The sequence below is a fragment of the Streptomyces sp. NPDC048018 genome (genome assembly GCF_043202995.1).
Lineage (GTDB): Bacteria > Actinomycetota > Actinomycetes > Streptomycetales > Streptomycetaceae > Streptomyces.
Genome location: NZ_JBIDBK010000009.1, coordinates 249,024 through 272,057, shown reverse-complemented (window position 1 = coordinate 272,057; position 23,034 = coordinate 249,024). Strand labels below are relative to the sequence as shown.

Below are 23,034 nucleotides of genomic sequence, written 5' to 3'. Positions count from 1 at the left end.
AGCGCGGCGAGCTCCTGCGCCTTGCCGGCCTTCAGCGACTTCGTCGTGGCGCCCTCGAACAGGGCCATCAGCTTCTGCAGCGGGTCATAACCCTCCGCCCGCCGGTCGTAGATCAGGTCGAGCGCCGTCCGCACCTGCTCCTCGTCGAACCGGGCGATCGGCAGGATCTTCGACGCGTGCACGATCGCCGAGTCCAGACCCGCCTTCACACACTCGTCCAGGAACACCGAGTTCAGCAGGATCCGGGCAGCCGGGTTCAGGCCGAAGGAGATGTTCGACAACCCCAGCGTCGTCTGCACCTGCGGGTGCCGGCGCTTCAGCTCGCGGATCGCCTCGATCGTCGCGATGCCGTCCTTGCGGGACTCCTCCTGACCCGTGCAGATCGTGAAGGTCAGGGTGTCGATGAGGATGTCGGACTCCAGGATGCCCCAGTTGCCCGTCAGATCCGCGATCAGCCGCTCGGCGATGGCGACCTTGTGCTCGACCGTCCGGGCCTGGCCCTCCTCGTCGATGGTCAGCGCGATCAGCGCCGCACCGTGCTCCCGGGCCAGCGCCGTGACCTTCGCGAACCGGGACTCCGGCCCGTCACCGTCCTCGTAGTTGACCGAGTTGATGACCGCCCGGCCACCCAGCTTCTCCAGACCGGCGCGGATGACCTCGACCTCGGTGGAGTCCAGGACGATCGGCAGCGTCGACGCGGTCGCGAACCGCCCCGCCAGCTCCTCCATGTCCGCCACACCGTCACGGCCCACGTAGTCCACACACAGGTCCAGCATGTGCGCGCCCTCACGGATCTGATCGCGCGCCATCTCCACACAGTCGTCCCAGCGCGCCTCCAGCATCGCCTCACGGAACTTCTTCGACCCGTTCGCGTTCGTCCGCTCACCGATCGCCAGGAACGCCGCATCCTGACGGAACGGCACATGGCCGTACAGGGACGCCGCGCCCGGCTCCGGACGGGGCTCCCGTGGCGGCGGGGCGATGCCGCGGACGCGCTCCACGATCCTGCCCAGGTGCTCCGGCGTCGTGCCGCAGCAGCCGCCCACGAGGCTCAGGCCGTACTCGGCCACGAACGTCTCGTGCGCGTCCGCCAACTCCCCCGCCGACAGCGGGTAGTGGGCGCCGTCGGAGGTGAGGACCGGCAGGCCCGCGTTGGGCATGCAGGACAGCGGGATGCGCGAGTGGCGGGCGAGGTAGCGCAGGTGCTCGCTCATCTCGGCCGGGCCGGTGGCGCAGTTCAGCCCGATCATGTCGATGCCGAGCGGCTCCAGCGCCGTCAGCGCCGCCCCGATCTCCGAACCCAGCAGCATCGTGCCCGTCGTCTCCACCGTGACCGAGCAGATCAGCGGCACGTTCACGCCCAGCGCGTCCATGGCCCGGCGGGCGCCGATGACCGACGCCTTCGTCTGCAGCAGGTCCTGCGTGGTCTCGACGAGCAGGGCGTCCGAGCCGCCGGCGAGCAGGCCCTCGGCGTTCTGCTGGTAGGCGTCCCGCAGGGCGGTGTACGGGGCGTGGCCCAGCGTGGGGAGCTTGGTGCCCGGGCCCATCGAGCCGAGGACCCAGCGCTGCTGCCCGGTGCTCGCGGTGAACTCGTCCGCGACCTCACGCGCGATCCGCGCACCGGCCTCGGACAGCTCGTGGACCCGCTCCGGGATGTCGTACTCACCCAGCGCGGCGAAGTTGGCGCCGAAGGTGTTGGTCTCCACACAGTCCACGCCGACCGCGAAGTAGGCCTCGTGGACCGAACGGACGATGTCGGGCCGGGTGACGTTCAGGATCTCGTTGCAGCCTTCCAGCTGCTGGAAGTCCTCGAGGGTGGGGTCCTGCGCCTGGAGCATGGTGCCCATGGCGCCGTCGGCGACGACGACTCGGGTGGCGAGTGCTTCGCGGAGGTCTGTCATGAGGTGCCGTCCAAGCCGTTCGGGGCGTCGAGGGGGTGCGGGGCGTCCGGGTCGAGCAGGGCGTCGAGCGCGGGGCCGAGCTCCGCGGCCGCGGCCGCGCCGTACGCGCGTTCCGCCGTTGCCAGGAGCTGCCGGCGGTCGAGGCGGTACGCCTGGGAGCCGACCGCGGCCAGGGCCGCCGAGGCGACCACGCAGCCCAGGCGGGCGGCGGCGGGCAGCGGCAGCGCGTGGCTGAGGGCCGCGAGGAAGCCGGCCCGGAAGGCGTCGCCCACCCCGGTGGGGTCGGTGACGGGCGCGTCGGGGACGGCGCCGACGACGATCGGGTCGTGGCCCGCGCGGTCGATGCGGACGCCGTCGCCGCCCAGGGTGGTGACCCAGGCGCCGACCCCGGCGAGGACCTCGTCGCGGTCCCGGCCGGTGCGTTCGAGGAGCAGCGCGGCCTCGTACTCGTTGGTGAAGAGCCAGCGGGCGCCGTCCACCAGCTCGCGCACCTGCGGGCCGTCGAGGCGGGCGAGCTGCTGGGAGGGGTCGGCGGCGAAGGGCAGGCCGAGGTCCCGGCACTCGCGGGTGTGCCGGAGCATCGCCTCGGGGTCGTTCGGGCCGACGAGGACCAGGTCGGGGCGCGGGCGCCCGTAGAGGGAGTGCGCCAGGTCGATGTCCCGGGCCTCCTGCATCGCGCCGGCGTAGAACGCGGCGATCTGGTTGGCGTCCTCGTCGGTGATGCACATGAAGCGGGCCGTGCCGCGCTCGGCGGAGACGTGGACGGCGCCGGTGTCGACGCCGTGCTCCTTGAGCCACACCTCGTACTCGGCGAAGTCGGCGCCCACGGCCCCGACGAGGAGGGGGTCGAGGCCGAGGCGGCCGAGGCCGAAGGCGATGTTGGCGGCGACGCCGCCGCGGCGCACCTCGAGGGCGTCGACCAGGAAGGACAGGGAGACGTGGGCGAGTTGGTCGGGGATGAGCTGGTCCGAGAACCGCCCGGGGAAGACCATCAGATGGTCCGTGGCAATGGATCCTGTCACCGCGATACGCACGTGAACTCCTGCACTCCTGTCGGTGGCCGGCGCCGGCCGGGCGGCCGGCCGGTCGCCCGGCCGCCCTGGGATCGGATTCCTGGGGTCGTCAGTGGGCCGCGGCGGCCTTGAGCGCCTCGGCGCGGTCGGTGCGCTCCCAGGTGAAGTCGGGCAGCTCGCGGCCGAAGTGCCCGTACGCGGCGGTCTGGGCGTAGATGGGCCGCTTCAGGTCCAGGTCGCGGATGATGGCGGCCGGGCGCAGGTCGAAGACCTGGGCGATGGCCTGCTCGATGCGCTCCTGGGAGACGGTCCCGGTGCCGAAGGTCTCGACGAAGAGGCCGACGGGCTCGGCCTTGCCGATGGCGTACGCGACCTGGACCTCGCAGCGGCGGGCGAGCCCGGCCGCGACGACGTTCTTGGCGACCCAGCGCATGGCGTAGGCGGCGGAGCGGTCGACCTTGGACGGGTCCTTGCCGGAGAAGGCGCCGCCGCCGTGGCGGGCGTAGCCGCCGTACGTGTCGATGATGATCTTGCGGCCGGTGAGACCGGCGTCGCCCATGGGGCCGCCGATCTCGAAGCGGCCGGTGGGGTTCACGAGGAGGCGGTAGCCCTCGGTCTCCAGCTTGATGCCGTCCTCGGCGAGCTGGGCCAGGACGTGCTCGACGACGTGCCGGCGCACGTCCGGGACGAGCAGGCCGTCCAGGTCGATGCCGGCGGCGTGCTGGGAGGAGACGACGACGGTGTCCAGGCGGACCGGGTGGCTGCCCAGGTACTCGATGGTGACCTGGGTCTTGCCGTCGGGGCGCAGGTACGGCACGGTGCCGTCCTTGCGGACCTCGGTGAGGCGGCGCGAGAGGCGGTGGGCCAGCTCGATCGGCAGCGGCATCAGGTTCGGGGTCTCGTCCGACGCGTAGCCGAACATGATGCCCTGGTCGCCGGCGCCCTGGGCGGACAGCTCGGCGTCCTCTCCCGTACGGGGCGCGCCCTCCACCCGGGCCTCGTAGGCCGTGTCGACGCCCTGCGCGATGTCCGGCGACTGGGCGCCGATGGAGACGGAGACGCCGCAGGAGGCGCCGTCGAAGCCCTTCGCCGAGGAGTCGTAGCCGATCTCGAGGATCTTGTCGCGGACGAGGGTGGCGATGTCCGCGTACGCGGCCGTCGTCACCTCGCCGGCGATGTGGACCTGGCCGGTGGTGATCAGGGTCTCCACGGCGACGCGCGAGGCCGGGTCCTGGGCGAGCAGGGCGTCCAGGACGGTGTCGCTGATCTGGTCGGCGATCTTGTCGGGGTGGCCCTCGGTCACGGATTCCGAGGTGAACAGGCGGCGGGACATGTCTCTCCAGGAAGGTGGGTGGTGACGGCGGATCGGTGGACGGGTGCGCGCGGCGCTGCGCGCGGTGGGGTCAGTCGGTGCCGCGGAAGATCCACGGGTCCGGGGCCTCGTGCTCCTCGCCGGCGAGCAGCGCCGGCCGTACGACGGCCGGGGGAGCGGGGGCGTCCGCGGCGGGCGCGGGGTGACCGCAGGCCGGGACGGCCGGGTGGGCGCACGAGGCGGCCTCGTGGTGCTCACGCGCCGGTACGACGAGGGGGCCGCGGGCCAGGACGTGCTCGGCGTTCTCACGAGTGTCCAGCGTGTCGATGCTCATCTCTGCCTGTCTCTCGGTGGCTTCGGCGGCTTCGGTGGCTCGTGTCTCCGATCGGGGTTCACGGCACGGGGACCGGCAGGCTCACGGGCGGCCGGGCGGCGGGCCGGGCCGGCGCCGCGTCCTTGGCGAGCAGGCAGTCCTCAAGGAAGCCGAGTGCCTTGAGGTGGTAGGTGCGCGCCGCCCAGCCGAGGCTCAGGTTGTGCCCGGCGTCCGGCTGGTGGGCGATCACGGTGGTGGGGGCGCCCAGGGGGCGTCGCAGTTCGGCCAGGGCCTCGTCGTCGAACAGCCACCACTGCTCCTGCTCGGCGAAGGTGAAGCGGACCGGGATCCGCACCCGTCGGGCGATCGCCGGGTACATGCCGGGCCACAAGGGCCCCTCCCGTGCCTCCGTCTCGGGCACCGGGGAGACCAGGTGCCGGCCCTGCCGGAAGGCGTCCGGCGGGTAGAGCCGCAGCGAGCCCCAGTGGCGGCGCCAGTCCCCGTGCCCGTTCTGCCCGGGGAGCTGGTCGGTGGCGACGGCGAGCCGGCTGCCGAGCCCGGAGATGTCCAGGCCGAGCAGGCCGTCCCCGCGTTCCTCGGCGGCCGCGGCCAGGGCGAGTTTGCCGCCGTTGGAGTGGGCGACGACGAAGACGCCGGCGCCGGTGTCATGGGCGGCGGCGAAGTCGGCGAGGCCGTCGTGCAGCGTCGCCGCCTGCCGCATCAGGGACTGGCCGCGCGGCAGCCAGGCGGCCGAGGCTCCGTAGCCGGGGCGGTCGACGGCGAGGACCGTGTAGCCGAGGTCGGCGCCGAGGGCGAGCAGCGAGAGTCCGGGGCGGGCCCGGCTGTCGAAGTAGCCCGCGCGCATGCCGCCGCCGTGCACCGCGACCACGAGGGCCCTCGGGCGCCCGTCCCGCGGCTCGGCGAGCAGCCCCGAGAGGGGGATGCCGGCGGCGTCGAGGGTGATCTCGCGGGTCCCGGACGGAGCGGCATCGGTGTTCAGCGGGTCTGGCATGGGGTCAACTCCGGGCGGTAGGTGTTCTCCGGGTGCTCCCGGTGCCCCGGGTGCTCCGCGCGTCCCGGGTGCCGCCCTCGGTGCGCGTGCCGCCTCATTTCCTGACCGTGGCCAGGCACCGGGTGAGGCGGCGGCGTACCAGGCGGCGCACCAGGTGGTGGACGGGGACGCCGGGCTCACCCGGGTACGGCGGCGCGGTGCGCGCCGCGGTGCCCCGGGGTGCGCTCATGACGCCGGGCGCGGGTGCGCCCGCGCCGTACGCGCGCATCAGCGGCGCGTGTCGTCGCGCCAGCTGCGCGGCGTGCCGGCGCGGGTGCGGCGTTCCAGCCGCCGCCAGCGGGCGGTGCGGCGAGAGCGCGGGTCCGGGCCCTCCCCCGGCGCGGCGCCGGCCTCGGCGCCCGGACCGGACAGGGCGGCCGTGCGGGCGAGCAGCACGGCGGTGAGCGCGGCGAGTTCGGTGGCGTCCGGGTTGCCCTTCTCGATGCGCAGGAAGGTGTCGGCGGGGCCGGCCGCGGGTGCGCCGGCCGCGGGTGCGCCGGGCGTGGTGTCGGCGGATGCCGTCATGGGCGTCGTCTCCGTGGTCGTAGGAACGGATCGGGAAACGCGAACGCCGCGCGTGCTCGCCGGTCCGTGGCGGGGGATCCAGGTGGACCGGCGAGCTCGCGCGGCGAGCTCGGGTGGTGCGGTGGTGCTATGGGGTTGTGGTGTGGAGCGCCGGCCGGGGTCCGGCCGGGTGTCAGCCGGCCGTGGGGCCCAGGGTGCCGACGAAGCGGCCGGTGAAGAGGTCCTGGCCCTTGTACTGGGAGACCATCTCGGCCGGGGCGACGAACGGGCCCTCGGGCGAGGGCAGCTGGCCGACGCCGCCCTTGGTGCCGAGCGGCAGGAGGATCATCGGGAAGCCGAGCGGCTGGTAGGTCTCGGTCGGCTCCTCGCCCTTGAGCTGGGCGATGATGTTCTTGGCGACGACCTCGGCGTGCTGCATCGCGTAGCCGGCCATCTTGGCCTCGGCGACGTCGGTGATGTCGCCGACCGCGTAGACGTGGTCGTGACCCTTGACGTTCAGCTTCTCGGTCACCTCGACCTGGCCCTGCGCGGTGAGGGCGGTGAGCTTGCCGTCCGCGAGGTAGTCGTTGTTGATCGTGGTGCCGAAGGCGCGGTACCAGACGTCGGCGGAGATCTCGTCGCCGGCGGTGGTGGTGACCGTGAAGGCGCCGGCCTGGCCGGACTGGGTGCCGGGCTCGGCGGTCAGGGCGGTGCCGAGGCGGACCTCGACGCCCAGCTCGGCGAGCTGCTTGTGCAGCTCCTCGACGACCTCCGGCTTGAAGCCGGGGAGCAGCTCGGTGGCCGGGTCGACGATGGTGACGTGCTTGTCCGGCCAGACCTCCTTGATCTCACCGGCGAGCTCGAGGCCGACCGGGCCGGCGCCGAGGATCAGCACCTTGCCGGCCTGGAGGAGCTCCTTGTGCGAGGTGCGGAAGTCCTCCAGCGCCTCGCTGGTGTTGGGCGCGGCCGGGTTGGCCGGGTAGGCGTAGTTCGAGCCGGTGGCCAGGACCACGTAGTCGGCGTCGACGCGCTTGCCGGAGGCCAGGGTGACGCCGGCCGGGTCGACCGAGACGGCGCGGTCCTGGATGACCGTGCCCTTCGTGACCAGGGTCTTGAACGGGAAGAACATGTTGGGCGCCCACTCGGGCTGGGCCAGCGCACGCAGCGAGCCCGCCACGTTGGCGAAGGCGTCACGCGGGTCGATCAGGACGACCTCGGCCTCGGTCTCGAGGGCCTTGGCCACCGCGGCGCCCCCGTAGCCTCCACCCACAACGGCGACAGTACGACTCATGATTCACACTCCACAAACCTATGAAATTGCGTCGGGTTCTGATGAAAGACGCTAGTGGTTCGCACTGCGAACCACAACACATGAGAACTTCAAGAACTACAGATCTTTGTTAAGAACTGGAAGTTCCTGCTACGAACTTTCGATATTCGCGTGCTACGCTGTGCGCGTGGCCAAGCATGAAGACGACGGCAGGATGGGGCTCGCGGCCGCACTGGTGCGGTCCTCGTTCCTCGTGAACGCCGTGTATGCCCAGGCGGGCCGTGAGCACGGCCTCACGCCGCAGCAGGGCCAATTGCTGTGCGTATTGATGGCGCAGCCGTACGGCATGGGCGCATTGTGCTCGATGCTCGGGCTCGCCAAATCGAGTCTCACCGGACTCGTGGACCGCACCGAGAACAACGGCCTCGTGCGTCGTGAACCGGACCCGCACGACAGCCGGGCGGTCCGGGTGGCGCTCACCTCGCGGGGCGCCCGGCTCGCCGACCGGTTCTACACCGACGCCTGCCGGCGCATCGAGGAACTCCCGGCCGGCCTCGACCCGGCGGAGCGCGACGCGCTCACCGGCCTGCTCGCCCGGGTCGTCCTGGACAACGACGGCCCCGTGGTCTTCGTGGAACCGGACCACGGGGCTGCCGCCGCCCGCGGCTGACGGGCCCGCACGCCCTCACCGCCGCACGTCCCCGGGACCCGCACGCCCCGGGGACCGTCCCACCGCGCCGTCACGCGGCCACCCGCCGCGAGCCGCCGCCCGGCCGCTCACGCCTCCGCGCCGCCACCGCCGTCAAGGCCGCGACGGGCCGCGCTCAGGCCCCGACGGGCCCAGGCCGCGACGGGCCGCGACGGGCTCAGGCCGCGACGAGGCGCTGCGTGAACGCGAGCGCGGCCGGTTCGAACTGGAGGGCCGCGTGCGAGCCCGCCGCGTGGACGTCCCGCCAGATCCGCTGCATCGGGGAGGTCGTCGCCTGCCCCCGGGTGCCGCTCACCTTGAACAGCCGGTCCACCGCGCCGACCAGGATCTCCACGGCGAGCGTGGCGTCCCGGTGGCTGCGGAAGGCCGCGCCGTCCTCGGCCAGCCCGCCCAGGTCGGCGGTCTCCGCGACCCGCGCGAGCAGCAGCGCCGCCGCGTCGATCTCGCCCGCCGCGCGGGTGTACGCGATCCGGGCCGAGTCCCGCGACGCCGCCCGGGCGCCGCTCGGCGGGGTGGCCAGCTGCTCCTCGACCAGCCGCAGGGCCGCGCGGGCGGCGCCGAGGATGGGCGCCGCGAAGGTGAGCCCGTTCACCGCGAACAGCGGCGCGCCGTGCACGGCGGAACCGGTCTCCGAGGGCAGGACGCCCTGCCGCATGTCGTCCCAGACGAACGAGCGGTACTCCGGCACGAAGGCCCGCTCGACGAGCAGGGTGTGGCTGCCCGTGGCGCGCATGCCGAGCGTCGCCCAGGACACCTCGTGCGTGAACGAGTCCTTCGGCACGGCGAACACCCGGATGGAGCGGTCGCCCTCGCGCGGCGGCGCCGAGCTGAGCAGCGCCCAGTCGGCGAACTCGACCCCGCTGACGTAGAGCCACCTGCCGGACAGCTCCCAGCCGCCCTCCGCCGGCTCCGCCCGGACACCGGCCGCGACCATCGAGCTGACCACGCGGGTGTCGGGGCCCTTCGCCCAGACCTCCTGGCGTCCCTCGTCCGGCAGGAATCCGGTGAAGCGCCCGTTGTACGCCCACAGGGAGGCGAGCCAGGCGGCGGACGTGCAGCCCTCCCCGATCGCGGCGACCGCCTGGGTCACGGCGCCGAAGGTGGCGGTCGTGGCGCTCGTGCCGTCCGGGCGGACCGGCGCGAACGCGCTGGTGAACCCGGCCGCGGCCAGCGCCTCCACGGTTCCCTCGGCGAGCCGTCCGGCCGTGTCCGCGCCGTGGGCGCAGTGGCCCGCGGTGCCGGCCGCCGTCTCCAGCGCCTCGGCGTCCTGCCATGTCCCGTCGCGGCTCACACGCGCTCCCTGATGTACTCGATCTCGCTGAAGTAGAGCTCGACGGTGACGCCGTCGAGCCCGTCGAGCCCGGACGGCCCCTTCGGCCGCGCGAGGAAGGCGCGGAAGCTCTCCTCGTCCTCCCACTGCGCGTACTTGACGACGTGCTCCCCGGACAGACCGCGGTGCACGGCGTGGGACACGTAGCCCGGCGTGCTCGCCAGCTCCGGCGGGTCGTAGGTCATCTCCTTGAGCACCTCGGCCTGGTCCTCCGGCCTCGACCCGACCACGATGACCACGGTGAAGCGGGGCTCGGCGAGGGAGATGCTGGGCTCGGGGTGCCAGGTGTGGACCACCTCGCACGGGATGTTGTCCAGGCGGGAGACGTTCAGGGCGCTGCCGAGCCGGCCCTTCGTGGCGCGCTCGCTCATGAAGGCGTCGTACGCCTCCCGGCTCTCCCACTGCGCGTAGTTGACGACGGACCGGCCGTCCAGGCCCCGGTGGAAGTTGCCCGAGACCAGGCCGGGCTGCACGTTCGCCGGCGGCAGGCTCCGCCACTGGTCGAACAGCACCTGCTGCCCCGCCGGGTCCTCGGTGTGGAAGATGTTGAACAGCGTGAAGTAGCCGTCCTTCACCCTGATGGAACTCATGGCACTCCCTGGTCTCAGGCGGCGTACGGGCGGGCGGTGCGGGCGTCCTTGAGGGCGGACGCCCACCACTGGAGCTTTTCGAGCATGACCTTCGCCGGCACCGCGGCGTCCGGCGCGCGCAGCACGCCGTCCTCGCCGATGTGCTGCCACACGCCGTGGAAGCTGACCGTGTCCCGGATGGTGGCGGCGTGCAGCTCGGCGAAGACCAGGCGCAGCTGCTCGACGGCCCGCAGTCCGCCGGACAGCCCGCCGTAGGAGACGAAGCCGATCGGCTTGGCCGACCACTCGGCGCGGTGCCAGTCGATCAGGTTCTTCATCGGGGCGGTGAAGCTGTGGTTGTACTCGGGGGTGATCACGACGAACGCGTCCGCCGAGTCGAGCCGTTCGGCGACGGAGGCGAGCAGCACGGCCGATTCGGCCCCGGGCTCCTGCGTCAGCGACAACGGCAGTTCCACGTCGGCCAGATCGAGCACGTCGACGTCGAACATCGCGCAGGACTCGGCCTCTTCGACGAACCAGCGCGCGACGGCCGGACCGGTGCGGCCCACGCGGGACGAACCGATGATCACGGCAAGGCGCAGTGTTTCCTCGGACATGTTTTTCCTTCCTGTGAGCCAGTACCGGGCACGGCGAGGGGAACGGGGGACGGGTGCGGGGCGCGCGGGGGCGGCGCCCCGCACCCGGGGGGACGCTCCGTCAGGGACGGGCGCCGTGCCGGATCGCCTGCATCTGGCCCACCCACACGTCGGCGTCGGCGGCCCGCTGCCGGAAGGACTCGGCCGAGCCCTGGTGCGTGAACACGTGGATCCGGTTCTCCTCGATGGCCTCAACGGCGGCCTTGGCCACCTGCTCGGGCTCCAGGACCTCGGAGACCTCCTTCAGCTTCGCCAGCTGCTCGTTGCTGCTGACGCTGGCGGCCAGCATCGGGGTGTTGACCGCCTGGGGCATCAGGCACGAGACGCCGAGCCCGCGGTGGCCGTACTCGACGGCGAGGTACTCGGCGAAGGCGACGGCGCCCATCTTGGCGACGGAGTACGGCGCCGCGCCGAACGCGGTGAGCACGCCGCAGGCCGCGATCGTCTGCACCAGGTGCCCCCGGCCGGCCTCCAGCATGGCCGGCACCACGGCACGGGCCGCCCACACGTGGGACATCATGTTGACGTCCAGGGCGCGCTTCCACTCCTCGTCCGAGGCCTCGTAGCTGCCCGTGACGGTGAGGCCCGCGTTGGACACGAAGATGTCGACCGAGCCGAAGCGTTCCCGGGTCCGGTCCACGAGCGCGCGGATCGACGCCTCGTCGGCGACGTCCGCCTGCACCGCGAGCGCCTTGGCCCCGATGCCGGCCGCCACCTGCTCGGCGCCGGCGGCGTCGATGTCGGAGACGACGACACCCCGGGCGCCGGCGGCGACCAGGGCTTCCGCGATGGCCTTGCCGATGCCGCTGGCGGCACCGGTGACCACGGCGACACTGCCTTCGACCTTCATGTCACAGACTCCCGAACGGGTTGGTGATCACGTAACGCCACTCGCCACGGGCGTTCTTCTTGAGGACGTCGAGACCGCGGCCGGTGCCGGTCATCTCGGGCATCGAGGGGACCTCGATGCTCCAGTCGATGACGAGCGCGGCGGTGTCGCCGACGATGTAGCGCTCGGCGACCTTCGCCGACAGGCGGGGCTCCAGCTTCAGGAACTCGACGACGGCGGCACGGTGCTCGGCGCCGCTGACGGCCTTGCCGGGCTCCCACACGGCCGCCGCGCCGGGCGCGTAGACGCCCATGATCGCGTCGATGTCGCGGGCGGCGTAGGCGTCCAGGTACCGCTGGTTCATCTCGGCCGGGTCGGCCGGCTCCGACACGGCGCCGGGGACGGATCCGGTCAGCGTCAGCTGCCGCACCTCCAGCTCCTTCGCCAGGTAGGCCTCGCGGCCCGCCAGGAACTCCTGCATGTACGCCTGCGCGAGGTGCCGGTCCAGGTCCTCGCGGGTCGCCCAGATCTCGTAGAACACGAAGAGGGCCGGGTCCTGCGCGTCCTGGTTGATCCAACTGCCGATGCAGCCGGGCTCGTTGCGGGAGCGCTCGGCGAAGGAGACGAGCAGCGCGCCCAGTTCCTCCGCCTTCTCCGGCTTGGCGTGGGCGAAGCCCACCGCCGACTGGATCTCGTTCTGCATGGTGGGGGCTCCTCAGCCGAGAAGGGTGCCGCCGGTGGCGTCGACGAACGAACCGGTCATCCAGCGGGCCTCGTCGGAAGAGACGAACGCGACGATGTCGGCGACCTCGTCCACCGTGCCGACCCGGTTGAAGGCCGACAGCGCGGACATCTGCTTCAGCGCCTCGGGGTCCTGGAACACCGGGTCGCCGTTGTCGGTGACGCCCGGGGCGACCGTGTTGATGGTGATGTTGCGCGGGGCCAGGACCGGGGCCATGTGCAGGGTGATCTGCTCCAGGGCGCCCTTGCTCATCGCGTACGCGATCTGGATCGGGAACGCGGAGTGGGTCACGCCGGAGGAGACGTTGACGATGTGGCCGCCGTCCGGGATCAGCTCCAGCGCCTTCTGGATGAGCAGGAACGGCGCCTTGGCGTTGATGTTGTAGCAGTTGTCGAGGATCTCCTCGGTGACCGAGGCCGGGCCCGCGCCGGCGAAGCCGGTGGCCGCGGCGTTGTTCACCAGGATGTCGAGCCGGTCCGAGCCGGTGAGCTCGACCAGGCCGGCCCTGGTGCCGTCGAGCAGCTGCTCGATCGCGCCGGGCTGCCCCAGGCTCGCCTGCACGGTGAAGGCGCGGCCGCCGGCCTCCTCGATGAGCGCCACGGTCTCCTTGGCGGCGGTCTCGTTGCCCGAGTAGTTCACGGCGACGACGGCACCGTCCTGTGCGAGGCGCAGGGCGATGGCGCGACCGATGCCCCGGCTGGCGCCGGTGACGAGCGCCGTCTTGTTCTCAAGCCTGTTGCTCATGGAAGAACCCTTCGAATGGGAAAGTCTGCGGAAACGCGGTGGGGCGGAGGACGGGCCGGGTCAGCCGGCGTGCTTCGCGACGGCCTCGCGCACGGCCGGCGCGATCTGACCGGCCCAGCGGCCGAGGGACGCCAGGTCGGGGGTCCCGCCCCGGGGGGAGAAGAGCATGAAGCCGGACGCGCCGTGCTCGACGACGGCGCCGGTCAGTTCCTCGACCCACTGGTCGACGTCGCCGCCGAGCCAGCGCCCGTCCCGGTCGCGGGTCGCGGCCAGCGGGCGGTCGGTGATCTGACCGGGGAAGTTGAAGATGGTGCGCACCTCGCGCGGGTCGCGGCCCACGGAGCGGGCGGCCTCGTCGACGACCGGCCGGGACGCGCGGTAGCGGGGGCTGAGCCAGTCCGCCGCGTGCCCCGGGATCCAGCCGTCGGCCACCCGGCCGGTGGCGGCCAGGGACTTGGGGCCGACCGAGCCGGTCCACACCGGCGGGGCGGGGACCGGCGCCGGGTCGATCTGGTTGACCCGGTAGTGGCGGCCCTGGAAGGTGACCGGCGGACCCCCGCCGGACAGCCTCTTCGTGAGGACGATCGCCTCCTCGAAGGCCTCCACGGCCTCGGCCGGGGAGAGCGGCTCGACGCCCATGTCGGCGATCCGCTCCCACAGCCCGCCGGCGCCCATGCCGAGCACGACCCGGCCGCCGGAGAGCGCGGACAGCGTCGTCACGGTGCGCGCCAGCATGGCGGGCGGCCGCGTCGGCAGGTTGCTGACGTTGGCGAATCCCGCGAGGTGCTGGGTGCGGCCGATGACGAAGCCGACGGTGGCGTACGCGTCCAGGCGCTGCCCCACGTAGGGGTGGTCCGACAGGGAGAAGAGGTCGAGCTTCTCCCGGTCCGCGAGGTGGGCCATCTCGAGCAGCGCCGGGGTGTCGCCGATGACGCTGTGGGCGCCGAAGCCGAAGACGACGTCGCGCGAGGTGGGTGCGGACCAGGTTGACGGTGTTGCCAAGGGGAATCGCCCTTCACTTCTGTACGGCCCGGGCCGTACGGGTCACTTGGTGCGGGTGGTGTGGAACTCGTAGCGGCGGCCCGCCCCGGCCTCGGCCTGCCCCATGTACTCCAGGAGCGGCTCGATCTCGGCCTTGATGTGGACGAGGGCCTCCGCCTCGGACGCCCACTCGGACAGCAGGAAGATCCCGTCGTCGGCCGTGGAGACGTGGAAGTTGGCGGCGATCGCCCCCGGGTAGGAGCGGTCCTCGCCGACGGTCTCCTCCTCCTGCCCGAGGAGGCCGTCGACCCAGGCGCGCGCGGTCTCGCCGGGACGCATGGCGAAGAACGCGGCCGGGTAGCAGCCGACCTCGGGGAGCGGGTCGGGCAGCACGGTGGGCTGCACGCGGCGGTAGAGCGCGAAGGCGGCCGGCTCGCCCGGCTCGTAGCCGAGGGCGCGCCAGTCCGGACGCAGGGCGTCGAAGGCCGTGACGACGGCCTCCTCGTCCCCGGCGTCCGCCGCCCACTGGGCGTAGGTCAGCAGCGACGTACCGTCGGTGCCGTAGAACAGGGACAGGGTCTCCAGGCCCCGGGGCCACTCGGTGGACTCCCACCGTGCGACGACCGCGGCGCCCGCCTCCCGCAGGCGCCCGGGGTCGCCGGCGGTGACCTCCTCGACCAGGGCGATGGTGATGTCCGGGCGGCCTATCTCGGGCCGGACGTCCGACGTGCTCGGCATCGTCGACTCCTCACGTTTCCTCGGGCCGGGGTCAGCCGCGCTTGCGGCCGATGACCAGGACGTCCTCGTGCAGCCCCTCGACCTCGACGGTCTCGGGCTGGAAGCCGGCCTCGCGCAGCCAGCCGTGCAGCTCGTCGGCGGAGTACTCGTGGCCGCCGCGCGACCAGACGAGCATGGTGAGACCGGCCAGGGCGCCGTGCATCGACGGCTGCTCGCCGCCCGCCATCGGGTCGTAGACGAAGACGGCGCCGCCCGGCTCCAGCGCGTCGTAGGCGCGCTTAAGAAGGGCGATGCGGTCCTCGACGCCCCAGTTGTGCAGGACGTGACCGAAGACGAGGACGTCGGCCTTGGGCAGGTCGTCCTTGAAGAAGTCGCCGCCGTGGAAGGTGAGGTCGGAGTCGCCGAGCCGGGCCATGTGCCGGTCGAAGGCGGACCGCAGCGGCGGCAGGTCGAAGACCGCCCCCTTCAGGTGCGGGTTGTGCTGGACGACCTCGTGGGCGAAGTTGCCGCGGGCGCCGCCGACGTCGACGAAGGAGGTGTAGCCGCTCCAGTCGACGCGGCTCAGGGCCTGCGCGATCGGCGCGCTGAGCAGGTCCATGCTGTCGAGGAAGCCGTCGGTGGCGTCGGCGTCCGCGTACAGGCTGTCGTACGGGTTGCCGGCGACCGCGGCCTGGTTCTGCGGCTTGCCGGTGCGCAGCGAGTCGGCGAGGCCGTTCCATGCGGGGTTGAGCTCCTGCTCGCAGAAGTGCAGGTAGCCGCCGAGGTAGGCGGGGCGGCCCTTGACCAGGAACGCGTCGCTGACCGGGGCGTTGGTGAAGTGTCCGTCGGCCGTCTCCAGCAGGCCGAGGTGGACGAGACCGGCGAGCAGGTCGTTGGTGCCGCGCTCGACCAGGCCGAGCCGTTCGGCCAGCTCGGCGGTGGTCGCCGGGCCCTTGGACAGTTCGGTGAAGAGGTCGTACTCGACGGCCGCGAGCAGGATCCGCGACTGCCAGGAGCCGAGGATCAGGCCCATGATCGGGCCGGGGTTCACGGAGCTGTCGGGAGTGTCGACTGCCATGGCGGAGAGCCTCCTTGAGGTGATGACACGAGGGGTGGAGCGGATGGGTGCGGCGGGTCGCCGGATCAGGGAGCGGTACGGGCCGGCCGGCGCGCGAGCGCGGCGACGAGGCCGAGCGCCCCGACCGCGGTGACGAGCGCCGCCGCCGGGCGCGGTCCGCCGTAGGTGAGCAGCAGGGCGACCAGCGGCAGCAGCACCGCGGCGCCGAGCTGGACGGCCGCCTGGTAGAGCGACACGGCCGGGCCGCGGTCGGCCGGGTCGAGTCCGACCGTCGCCCGGGCGTTCAGGGCGACGAACGCGCAGCAGAAGCCGGCCTCGACGAGCAGCAGGACCGGCAGCGTCCCGAGGGCGTACGAGCCGCTGCCGGGGCGGGCCAGGTAGAGCGCGTAGCCGAGGAGCGGGAAGAGCGCGCCGAGCGTGACGAGCCGGCGGGCCCCGTAGCGGGCGATGAACCGGCCCGCGAAGGGCACGCTCAGCGCCAGCGGCACGCAGGCGGGCAGCAGCGCGAGCGCCGACTGCCAGGGCGACCAGCCGAAGCCCCCGGACAGCTGGAAGACGACCAGGACGAGCAGCGCCTGGTAGGTGCCGTTGAGAGAGGCGGCGCCCAGCGCGGACCGGGGCAGGGCGCCCCGCTTCAGCAGGCCGGGCCGGGGCAGCCGGGCCGGGCCGCCGTCCTGCCCGCGCGGCAGCACGTAGGCGCCCGCGACGAGCAGCACCAGGGCCACCGGCGCCGGGAAGACGAAGACCCAGCGCCAGTCGGCCTCCAGCAGGCCGCCCGCGAGGAGCAGTCCGGCGGTGAAGCCGGCCGCGCCGAACAGCGAGTACACCGACAGGGCCCGGCGCCGCTCGGGGCCCTCCGGGAACAGGTCGTTGATGATGGCCAGGCCGGTCGGCGCGGTCAGGGCCGCGCAGCAGCCCTTGACGAAGCGGACCGCGATCAGCAGCGCCGGCCCGCCGGCGAGTCCGCCCGCGAGGGAGGCCAGGCCGAACAGCAGCATCGCGCCCAGGTAGGCCCGGCGGCGCCCGATGCGGGCGCACAGCACGGGCCCGAGCAGCAGCAGGGCGGCGAAGCCGATCGCGAAGCCGCTCATCAGCCACTGCGCGCCCCACGGCGTCAGGTCGAACCGCGCGGCCAGCGTGGGCAGGGCGATGAGGATGACGGACACCTCGATCGCGTCCAGCAGCATGTTGCCGGAGAGCACGAGGAGCCGGGACCACTGGCGGGCGTCCCAGCTCACCCTCGCCTCCGGCACGGGGACGGCGGTCGCGGTCACCAGTCCAGCACCTGGCCCTCGGGCGTGCCGTCCTCGCCGAGGAACAGGGCGGTGGGCCCGTCGTCGGGCAGGGTGGCGAGCAGCACCGGGACGTGCGCGCCCTGCTCGGTGGTGAGCCGGCCGTGGTGCCCGTTGATGTCGGTGGCCACGAAGCCGGGGGAGGCCGCGTTGACGAGGATGCCGGTGCCGCGCAGCTCGTTCGCGTACGCGAGGGTGACCGCGTTCAGTGCGGTCTTGGACGACGCGTACGAGAGCAGCATGACCGGGAACTCGCCGGGCGGGTGCTCCCCGGTCTGGTCGTGGTTCTCGGCGGCCGACTTCAGCGAGCCGATGGCGCTGCTGACGTTGACGATCCGCGCCGAGGGGGCCTTGCGCAGCAGCGGGAGCAGGGCGTTGGTGACGGTGACGACGCCGAAGACGTTCGTCTCGTAGACCGTGCGGATCTGCTCCGCGGGCGTCTCGCTGGGGAGCTGCATGGGCCCGCCGACGCCGGCGTTGTTGACCAGGACGTGCAGGACGCCCGCCTCCTCCGCAAGGCGCGTCGCGGCGGCCGCGACGGAGGTCTCGTCCGTGACGTCGAGCTGCAGGAAACGCACGTCGAGGCCGTCGGCGGACAGGGCGGCGGCGGTCTCGCGGCCGCGCCGCTCGTCCCGGGCCCCCAGGTAGACGGTGTGGCCGCGCTCGGCGAGCTGCCGGGCGATCTCGCGGCCGATCCCCTTGTTGGCTCCGGTGACGACGGCGACGCGCGCGGGGTGGGCGGACATGGCTTGCCTCTCACATGGGTGGACGGTGGTGGGCGCGGGCGGTGCTGCTCAGCCGAGGAGGGTGCCGCCGGTCGCGTCGATGAAGGCGCCGGTGATCCAGCGGGCCTCGTCGGTGGTGAGGAAGGTGATGACGTCGGCGACGTCGCCGGCGTCGCCGACCCGGTTGAAGGCGGAGAACTTCGACATCGCCTCGACCGCCTGCGCGTTGTCGAAGATCGCGCCGCCGTTGTTGGTGATGCCGGGGGCGACGCTGTTGATGGTGATGCCGCGCGGCGCGAGGATCCGGGCCAGCTGGAAGGTCAGCTGCTCGATCGCGCCCTTGGTCATCGCGTAGGCGACCTGGTCGGGCACGGAGGTGCGGGTGACGCCGGTGGTGAGGTTGATGATCCGGCCGCCGCTGGGCATCTGGCCGACGGCCCGCTGGACGAGGAAGTACGGGGCCTTCGCGTTGACGGCGAAGTAGCGGTCGAACTCCTCGGGCGTGAGGTCCTCGGGTGCCGAACCCGTCGACGTGACGGCCGCGTTGTTGACCAGGATGTCGAGACGGGTGTCGCCGGTGCGCTCCTTCAGGCCGCGCTCCAGGCCGAGGAACAGCTCGTGCACGTCGCCGGGCACGCCGAGTTCGGCGCGCACGGTGAAGGCGCTGCCGCCCTCCTTCTCGATGAGCTCGACGGTGTCGTTCGCCGCCTGCTCGTTGGAGGCGTAGTGCACGGCCACGAGCGCGCCCTCGCGGGCGAGCCGGATCGCGGTCGCCCTTCCGATGCCGCGACTCGAACCGGTCACGAGGGCCGTCTTGTCGGTGAGCCTGTCCACGGTTGACCTTCCGGGTTGGTGGGTGTGCGAGCGGTGCGGCGCGGATCGCGCCGGCCGCGGGGCCCGGGCGGGGGCCTCGGGGCGGGGCCGTTCCGTCACGTCGAGGGCGCTGATCATGCGGGCCACATGACGCCGGGCGGGGGCCAGTTCGAGCAGTTCGCCGAAGACGTCGCGCAGCGCGAGGACCTCGTCCGTGCCGAACAGCAGCCGGGCCTGCGCCTCGATGTTGGCCAGGGTGCGCGCCCCGGCCGGGTGCCGCTCGGCGTGGTAGGTGTCGAGCAGCTCCGGCCGGTCCGCGCCGGTGACGACCCGGGCCAGCTTCCAGCCCAGGTTCGCCGCGTCCTGCAGGCCGAGGTTGACGGCCTGGCCGCCGACCGGCATCTGGCTGTGCGCGGCGTCGCCGGCCAGCAGCAGCCGGCCCCGGACGTATGCGGTGGCCTGCCGGGAGACGGTGCCGAAGCGGTTGAGCCAGCGCGGTTCGCCGTGCCCGATGTCCTCGCCGGTCACGGCGGCCCAGGCGGACACCACCTGCGCGAAGGTCACCTCGCCGGCGGGCTGTTCGCCGAACCGGTGGACCATGAGGCGGGTGGTGCCGTCGGGCCTGCGGTAGGCGGTGGCGATCCCGCCGGGGAAGCGCTGCAGCCGCCGGTTGTCGATCTCGATGCCGGCCACGTCGGCGCGGAGCATCACCTTGTCGGCGTCGTGCCCGGCGAAGGTGAAGCCGCCGAGCTCCCGCACGGTGCTGTGCTCGCCGTCGCAGCCGACGACGTAGTCCGCCTCGACGGTGTACGGGTCGCCGCCGGGCCCGCGGACCTCGACGCCGACCCGGGCGCCGGTCTCCGACAGCCCGGTCACCGTGTGACCGCGCCGGACCTCGGCGCCCAGCTCGAGCGCGTACGCCTCAAGCTCGGTCTCCAGGTGGTGCTGGAGGCACTCCCACTGCCCGGCGTACGGGTGGTCCGGATCGGCCTCGGCGAGGTCCAGGCGCAGACCGCCGAAGTGTCCGGGGCCGACCGGGGGAAGCTCGCCGAGGCGGGGCAGGAAGCCCCGGTCGGCGAAGATCTCCATGGTCCGCGCGTGCAGGATCGAGGCCCGCGACTCGCCGGTGGGCTCCGTCAGGCGCTCCAGGACGATCACGTCGGCGCCGCCCGCCCGCAGCTCGGCCGCGAGGAACAGACCGACCGGCCCGGCGCCGACGACGAGCACGTCGGTGCGGGTCATCGGCGTCCGAGCCCCGGTCCGAACCAGCGGGCCAGCGAGCCGGCCAGATCGCGGTGGCTGCCGGGCGCGGCCCAGGCGACGTAGCCGTCGGGGCGCAGCAGCACCGCGGCGACGCCCGCGAGCGGGCTGCCGGCGGGCACGGCGTCGGCGGTCGCCGTGACGACGTCGACGCGGTCGCGCCACGGCTGGGCGCGGCGGCGCAGCACGGCGTTGTCGTCGAGGTCGAGGAGGATCCCGCGGCCCGTGCGCAGCAGCTCGGTGCTGCTGGTGCGCCGGCCGTCGGCCGTCACCGTCAGGTGCGGGAGCCGCCGGCCGAGCAGCGGGCTGGACCCGCCGCCGACCTCGTAACGGATGTCGAGACCGCTGACCTTGGCGGCCAGGTGCCGGTCGACCCCGGGGATCCGGACCAGCTCGGCCAGGACGTCCCGCAGCGGCACCGACTCCTCGCCGCCGAGGATCAGCAGGCTCTGCGCGCGGGTGTTGGCGAGCAGTCCGCGGCCCACCTCGTGACGCTCGGAGTGGTAGGTGTCGAGCAGTTCCTCGGGGGCGTCGCCGCGCAGCACCGCCGCCAGCTTCCAGCCCAGGTTGTGGGAGTCCTGGACGCTGGTGTTCATGCCCTGGCCGCCCGCGGGCAGGTGCACGTGGGCGGAGTCGCCGGCCAGCAGCACCCGGCCCCGCCGGTACTCGCTGACCTGCCGGGAGGCGTTGCCGAAGGCACTGACCCACACCGGCTCGGCGTGCGAGACGTCGATGCCCGTGAGCCGCTTCCACACGTCGGCGACCTCGGCGAACTCCGGCGGGCCGGTCCGCTTGCGCGGGGGCACGCCGTGTTCGCCGACGATGATCCGGTGGATCCCGCCGGGCAGCTTGGCGACCATCACGAAACCGCCGTCGATGTGCTCGCCGGTCATCCGCGGCTCCAGGTCGACCCCGCGCAGGTCGGCCAGCAGCATCTCGGTCGTGGCGGCCGTGCCGGGGAAGTCGAACCCGGCCGCCTTGCGGACCGCGCTGCGCCCGCCGTCACAACCGACGAGGTAGCGGGCGCGGAGGGTGTCCTCGCCGTCCGCGTGGCGCACGGTGACGGTGACGCCCTCGCCCTCCTCCTCGTACGAGACGAACTCGTGCCCGCGGCGGATGTCCGCGCCGAGCTCGCCGGCCCAGGCCTCCAGGGCCTCCTCGGTCACCGACTGGGGCACCGTCTTGGCCGCCTCGTGGAAGGCGCCGAGGACGCTCATGTCCAGCGGGATGCCACCGAAGTGGCCCATGCCGCTGGTCTCGAAGTCCCCGAGCCGGCGCAGCAGTCCGCGCTGGTCGAAGACCTCCATCGTGCCGATGGTCAGACCGATGCCACGGGACTCGCCGGTACGTCCGGGGTGCCGTTCCAGCACCGTGACGTCGATCCCGGCCAGTCGCAGTTCCCCGGCGAGCATCAGCCCGGCGGGTCCCGCTCCAACAACGACCACCGAAGCGTCCATGAACCTCTCCTTCTCAAAGCCATTAGCGGAGCCGCGGACAGCGGCAGGCCCGCCGTGCCGTCGAACAGGCAGGCCGCGGGCAGCGAACGCAGCGTGACGACCGGCTCCGCGGGGACGGCCAGCGCGGCGGCGGCGGCGTGGTGCGGCCCGGCCGGCAGGTTCCGCACGATCCAGCCGGGCGGACCGGGTGGGGCGTCGGCGTCCGTGCCGAGGCCCAGGTAGTCGAGGGCGGGGCTGCGGCCGAGCCCCGTGCCCAGACCCTTCAGATACGCCTCTTTCCGGGTCCACAACCGGGCGAACGCGTCGGGGCGGCCGGCCTCGGGCAGGGCGCGCAGCTCCCGCCACTCCGCCGGGTGCAGCGCCGGTCCGCAGACCTCCACCGCCCCGGGCGTCGGCGTGCGCTGCACGTCCACGCCGACGACCGTCGCCGCCGTGCCGATGAGCACCAGGCCGTGACTGTGCGAGAGCGAGAAGTGGACCGGCAGCGGCGGGTGGCGCAGCACCGGCCGGGTCGTGCGGTGCGGGCGCGCGGGACCGGGCTCCCGGCCCAGGCGCAGCCGCTCGGGCGGACAGCCCGTGGCGTCGCTGAGGATCCGGCGCAGCGCGATGTGCGCCGACAGGTACTGCACCCGGTCGGTGGGCCGCACGAACAGCTCCGCCCGCCGCAGCTCCGCGGCCTCCAGCTCGCGCACCGCGAGCCGCGCCGCCGCCGGACTGTCCGCCGGCGGCGGGCGCAGCAGCCACAGCGAGAGCCGCGGTGGCTCGCCGGGGCCCGGGTTCAGCGGCTGCCCGGACTCACGGGGTGGACCGCCGGTCTCAGCGCCGGGCCTCGGCATAGGCCTTGGCGTGGCCCAGCGTGGCCTTGCTGTTGGTGCTCAGCGCGGTGTGCACGTACGCGCGGGCGTCGGCGAGGGTGGCGTCCGCGCCGAGGATGCGGGCGATGTTCTCGGTGTTGATGGTCACCGTGTGCTGCGAGGACGCCGTGACACCGGAGTCGGTCTCGGCGAACGTCCAGTAGCCGGTGTGCAGGGTCATCAGCGCCGGCAGGGTGACCTGCTTGTAGGCGATCTTGGCGTGCGGGAAGGTCACCCGGTACGACTTCGTGGTGTGCACGGAGCCGTCCTTGGCGCGGGTGTCCATCTCCAGCGTCTGCAGCCCCGGGGCGTCCTCGTCGAGGCGGACGGTCGCCACGTGCGGCAGCCGCTCGGACCACAGGTTCGCCTCGTTGATGAAGTCGTAGACGTCCTTGGCGGAGCCCGCGATCTCGACCGAGTCCTCGAAGGAGAAGGTCAGGTCGGCCTCCGTCTCGGCGTGGACGCGCTCGACGTTGGTGCGCAGCGCCGCCAGCTCGGAGCGCGAGTTGCGGTCGACGGCCTCGTCGATCCACTTCAGGCTCTCCGGGTCGTCGTCGATGGCCCGGTAGTCGTGCAGCAGGCGGATCCGCGACTCGGTCGCGGAGACCGGCTCGATGATCCAGGTGCCGCCCATGGACGCGACCGGCGGCGTGGACACCTCCTGGCGGAAGGTGATGCGCAGGTTCTCCGGGTCCAGGGTGCGGTGCGACGTCCAGTTCTTGGGCTCGCCGTTGGCGGTGGCCCAGATCTGGATGCGCTCCTCGCGCTCGCCGCGCTCGACGTGCTCGACGTGGATGGTGGGCGGGAAGATCCGCGGCCAGTTCTCCACTTCGGCGATCAGCCGGAACACCGTCTCGGCCGGCGCGGCCGCGGTGATCTCGTGCTCGACCTCACGGATGGTCATGGTCAGCTCT

At 73.1% G+C, this 23,034-nt stretch carries 23 protein-coding genes; 1 reads left to right on the top strand and 22 read right to left on the bottom strand.

What is annotated here, in order from left to right:
- The 7 genes from ACGF1Z_RS30110 to ACGF1Z_RS30080 all read right to left on the bottom strand — a co-directional run.
- Nucleotides 1-1,901 (bottom strand): homocysteine S-methyltransferase family protein (locus ACGF1Z_RS30110; RefSeq protein WP_393009172.1); only part of this gene is annotated, 1,901 nt, incomplete at its 3' end.
- The gene (locus ACGF1Z_RS30105) at nucleotides 1,898-2,935 is read right to left on the bottom strand and encodes a carbohydrate kinase family protein (RefSeq protein ID WP_393009171.1); all 1,038 of its coding nucleotides are present in this window, start codon (nucleotides 2,933-2,935) and stop codon (nucleotides 1,898-1,900) included. The genes ACGF1Z_RS30110 and ACGF1Z_RS30105, both read right to left, overlap by 4 nt.
- Before the next feature lie 88 nt (nucleotides 2,936-3,023).
- Nucleotides 3,024-4,247, bottom strand: a complete 1,224-nt coding sequence (gene metK / locus ACGF1Z_RS30100; RefSeq protein WP_393009170.1) for a methionine adenosyltransferase — start codon at nucleotides 4,245-4,247, stop codon at nucleotides 3,024-3,026.
- Nucleotides 4,248-4,317: 70 nt separating this feature from the next.
- Nucleotides 4,318-4,560, bottom strand: a complete 243-nt coding sequence (locus ACGF1Z_RS30095; protein WP_393009169.1) for a hypothetical protein — start codon at nucleotides 4,558-4,560, stop codon at nucleotides 4,318-4,320.
- A gap of 58 nt (nucleotides 4,561-4,618) precedes the next feature.
- Nucleotides 4,619-5,551, bottom strand: a complete 933-nt coding sequence (locus ACGF1Z_RS30090) for an alpha/beta hydrolase (protein ID WP_393009168.1) — start codon at nucleotides 5,549-5,551, stop codon at nucleotides 4,619-4,621.
- A gap of 267 nt (nucleotides 5,552-5,818) precedes the next feature.
- A complete protein-coding gene (locus ACGF1Z_RS30085; protein ID WP_393009167.1) occupies nucleotides 5,819-6,115 on the bottom strand; it encodes an acyl-CoA carboxylase epsilon subunit in 297 nt (98 codons plus the stop codon).
- 172 nt (nucleotides 6,116-6,287) lie between these two features.
- Nucleotides 6,288-7,385, bottom strand: a complete 1,098-nt coding sequence (locus tag ACGF1Z_RS30080) for an NAD(P)/FAD-dependent oxidoreductase (protein ID WP_393009166.1) — start codon at nucleotides 7,383-7,385, stop codon at nucleotides 6,288-6,290.
- Nucleotides 7,386-7,578: 193 nt separating this feature from the next.
- On the opposite strand from ACGF1Z_RS30080, the gene ACGF1Z_RS30075 reads away from it, so the two are divergent.
- The gene (locus ACGF1Z_RS30075) at nucleotides 7,579-8,034 is read left to right on the top strand and encodes a MarR family winged helix-turn-helix transcriptional regulator (protein ID WP_393009187.1); all 456 of its coding nucleotides are present in this window, start codon (nucleotides 7,579-7,581) and stop codon (nucleotides 8,032-8,034) included.
- Nucleotides 8,035-8,230: 196 nt separating this feature from the next.
- Here ACGF1Z_RS30075 and ACGF1Z_RS30070 read toward each other — a convergent pair whose 3' ends face one another.
- From ACGF1Z_RS30070 to ACGF1Z_RS30000, 15 genes are all read right to left on the bottom strand, one after another.
- On the bottom strand, nucleotides 8,231-9,364 hold the full coding sequence (locus ACGF1Z_RS30070) for an acyl-CoA dehydrogenase family protein (RefSeq protein WP_393009165.1): 1,134 nt from the start codon (nucleotides 9,362-9,364) through the stop codon (nucleotides 8,231-8,233).
- On the bottom strand, nucleotides 9,361-9,993 hold the full coding sequence (locus ACGF1Z_RS30065) for an antibiotic biosynthesis monooxygenase (protein ID WP_393009164.1): 633 nt from the start codon (nucleotides 9,991-9,993) through the stop codon (nucleotides 9,361-9,363). The genes ACGF1Z_RS30070 and ACGF1Z_RS30065 overlap by 4 nt, the downstream gene beginning before the upstream one ends.
- A gap of 14 nt (nucleotides 9,994-10,007) precedes the next feature.
- Nucleotides 10,008-10,589 carry an NAD(P)H-dependent oxidoreductase gene (locus ACGF1Z_RS30060; protein ID WP_365350543.1) on the bottom strand — a complete coding sequence of 194 codons (582 nt, stop codon included), beginning with the start codon at nucleotides 10,587-10,589 and terminating at the stop codon, nucleotides 10,008-10,010.
- Between the two features lie 100 nt (nucleotides 10,590-10,689).
- Nucleotides 10,690-11,478 carry an SDR family oxidoreductase gene (locus ACGF1Z_RS30055; RefSeq protein WP_393009163.1) on the bottom strand — a complete coding sequence of 263 codons (789 nt, stop codon included), beginning with the start codon at nucleotides 11,476-11,478 and terminating at the stop codon, nucleotides 10,690-10,692.
- Between the two features lies 1 nt (nucleotide 11,479).
- On the bottom strand, nucleotides 11,480-12,160 hold the full coding sequence (locus ACGF1Z_RS30050; protein WP_393009162.1) for an antibiotic biosynthesis monooxygenase: 681 nt from the start codon (nucleotides 12,158-12,160) through the stop codon (nucleotides 11,480-11,482).
- 12 nt (nucleotides 12,161-12,172) lie between these two features.
- Nucleotides 12,173-12,943, bottom strand: a complete 771-nt coding sequence (locus ACGF1Z_RS30045; RefSeq protein ID WP_393009161.1) for an SDR family NAD(P)-dependent oxidoreductase — start codon at nucleotides 12,941-12,943, stop codon at nucleotides 12,173-12,175.
- Nucleotides 12,944-13,003: 60 nt separating this feature from the next.
- Nucleotides 13,004-13,945 carry an LLM class flavin-dependent oxidoreductase gene (locus ACGF1Z_RS30040; RefSeq protein WP_393009160.1) on the bottom strand — a complete coding sequence of 314 codons (942 nt, stop codon included), beginning with the start codon at nucleotides 13,943-13,945 and terminating at the stop codon, nucleotides 13,004-13,006.
- A gap of 42 nt (nucleotides 13,946-13,987) precedes the next feature.
- On the bottom strand, nucleotides 13,988-14,662 hold the full coding sequence (locus tag ACGF1Z_RS30035) for a hypothetical protein (protein ID WP_393009159.1): 675 nt from the start codon (nucleotides 14,660-14,662) through the stop codon (nucleotides 13,988-13,990).
- 31 nt (nucleotides 14,663-14,693) lie between these two features.
- Nucleotides 14,694-15,719, bottom strand: coding sequence for a methyltransferase (locus ACGF1Z_RS30030; protein ID WP_393009158.1), 1,026 nt, complete (start codon nucleotides 15,717-15,719; stop codon nucleotides 14,694-14,696).
- 65 nt (nucleotides 15,720-15,784) lie between these two features.
- A complete protein-coding gene (locus ACGF1Z_RS30025) occupies nucleotides 15,785-16,993 on the bottom strand; it encodes an MFS transporter (RefSeq protein WP_393009157.1) in 1,209 nt (402 codons plus the stop codon).
- Complete coding sequence (locus ACGF1Z_RS30020) at nucleotides 16,990-17,757, bottom strand: SDR family oxidoreductase (protein WP_393009156.1); 768 nt, start codon at nucleotides 17,755-17,757, stop codon at nucleotides 16,990-16,992. Before ACGF1Z_RS30020 ends, ACGF1Z_RS30025 begins: the two co-directional genes overlap by 4 nt.
- A gap of 48 nt (nucleotides 17,758-17,805) precedes the next feature.
- A complete protein-coding gene (locus tag ACGF1Z_RS30015) occupies nucleotides 17,806-19,791 on the bottom strand; it encodes an SDR family oxidoreductase (protein ID WP_393009155.1) in 1,986 nt (661 codons plus the stop codon).
- Complete coding sequence (locus ACGF1Z_RS30010; RefSeq protein WP_393009154.1) at nucleotides 19,788-21,266, bottom strand: FAD-dependent monooxygenase; 1,479 nt, start codon at nucleotides 21,264-21,266, stop codon at nucleotides 19,788-19,790. Before ACGF1Z_RS30010 ends, ACGF1Z_RS30015 begins: the two co-directional genes overlap by 4 nt.
- Complete coding sequence (locus tag ACGF1Z_RS30005) at nucleotides 21,221-22,102, bottom strand: 4'-phosphopantetheinyl transferase family protein (RefSeq protein WP_393009153.1); 882 nt, start codon at nucleotides 22,100-22,102, stop codon at nucleotides 21,221-21,223. Before ACGF1Z_RS30005 ends, ACGF1Z_RS30010 begins: the two co-directional genes overlap by 46 nt.
- A complete protein-coding gene (locus ACGF1Z_RS30000) occupies nucleotides 22,083-23,024 on the bottom strand; it encodes an aromatase/cyclase (RefSeq protein WP_393009152.1) in 942 nt (313 codons plus the stop codon). The genes ACGF1Z_RS30005 and ACGF1Z_RS30000 overlap by 20 nt, the downstream gene beginning before the upstream one ends.
- Between the last annotated feature and the right edge of the window lie 10 nt (nucleotides 23,025-23,034).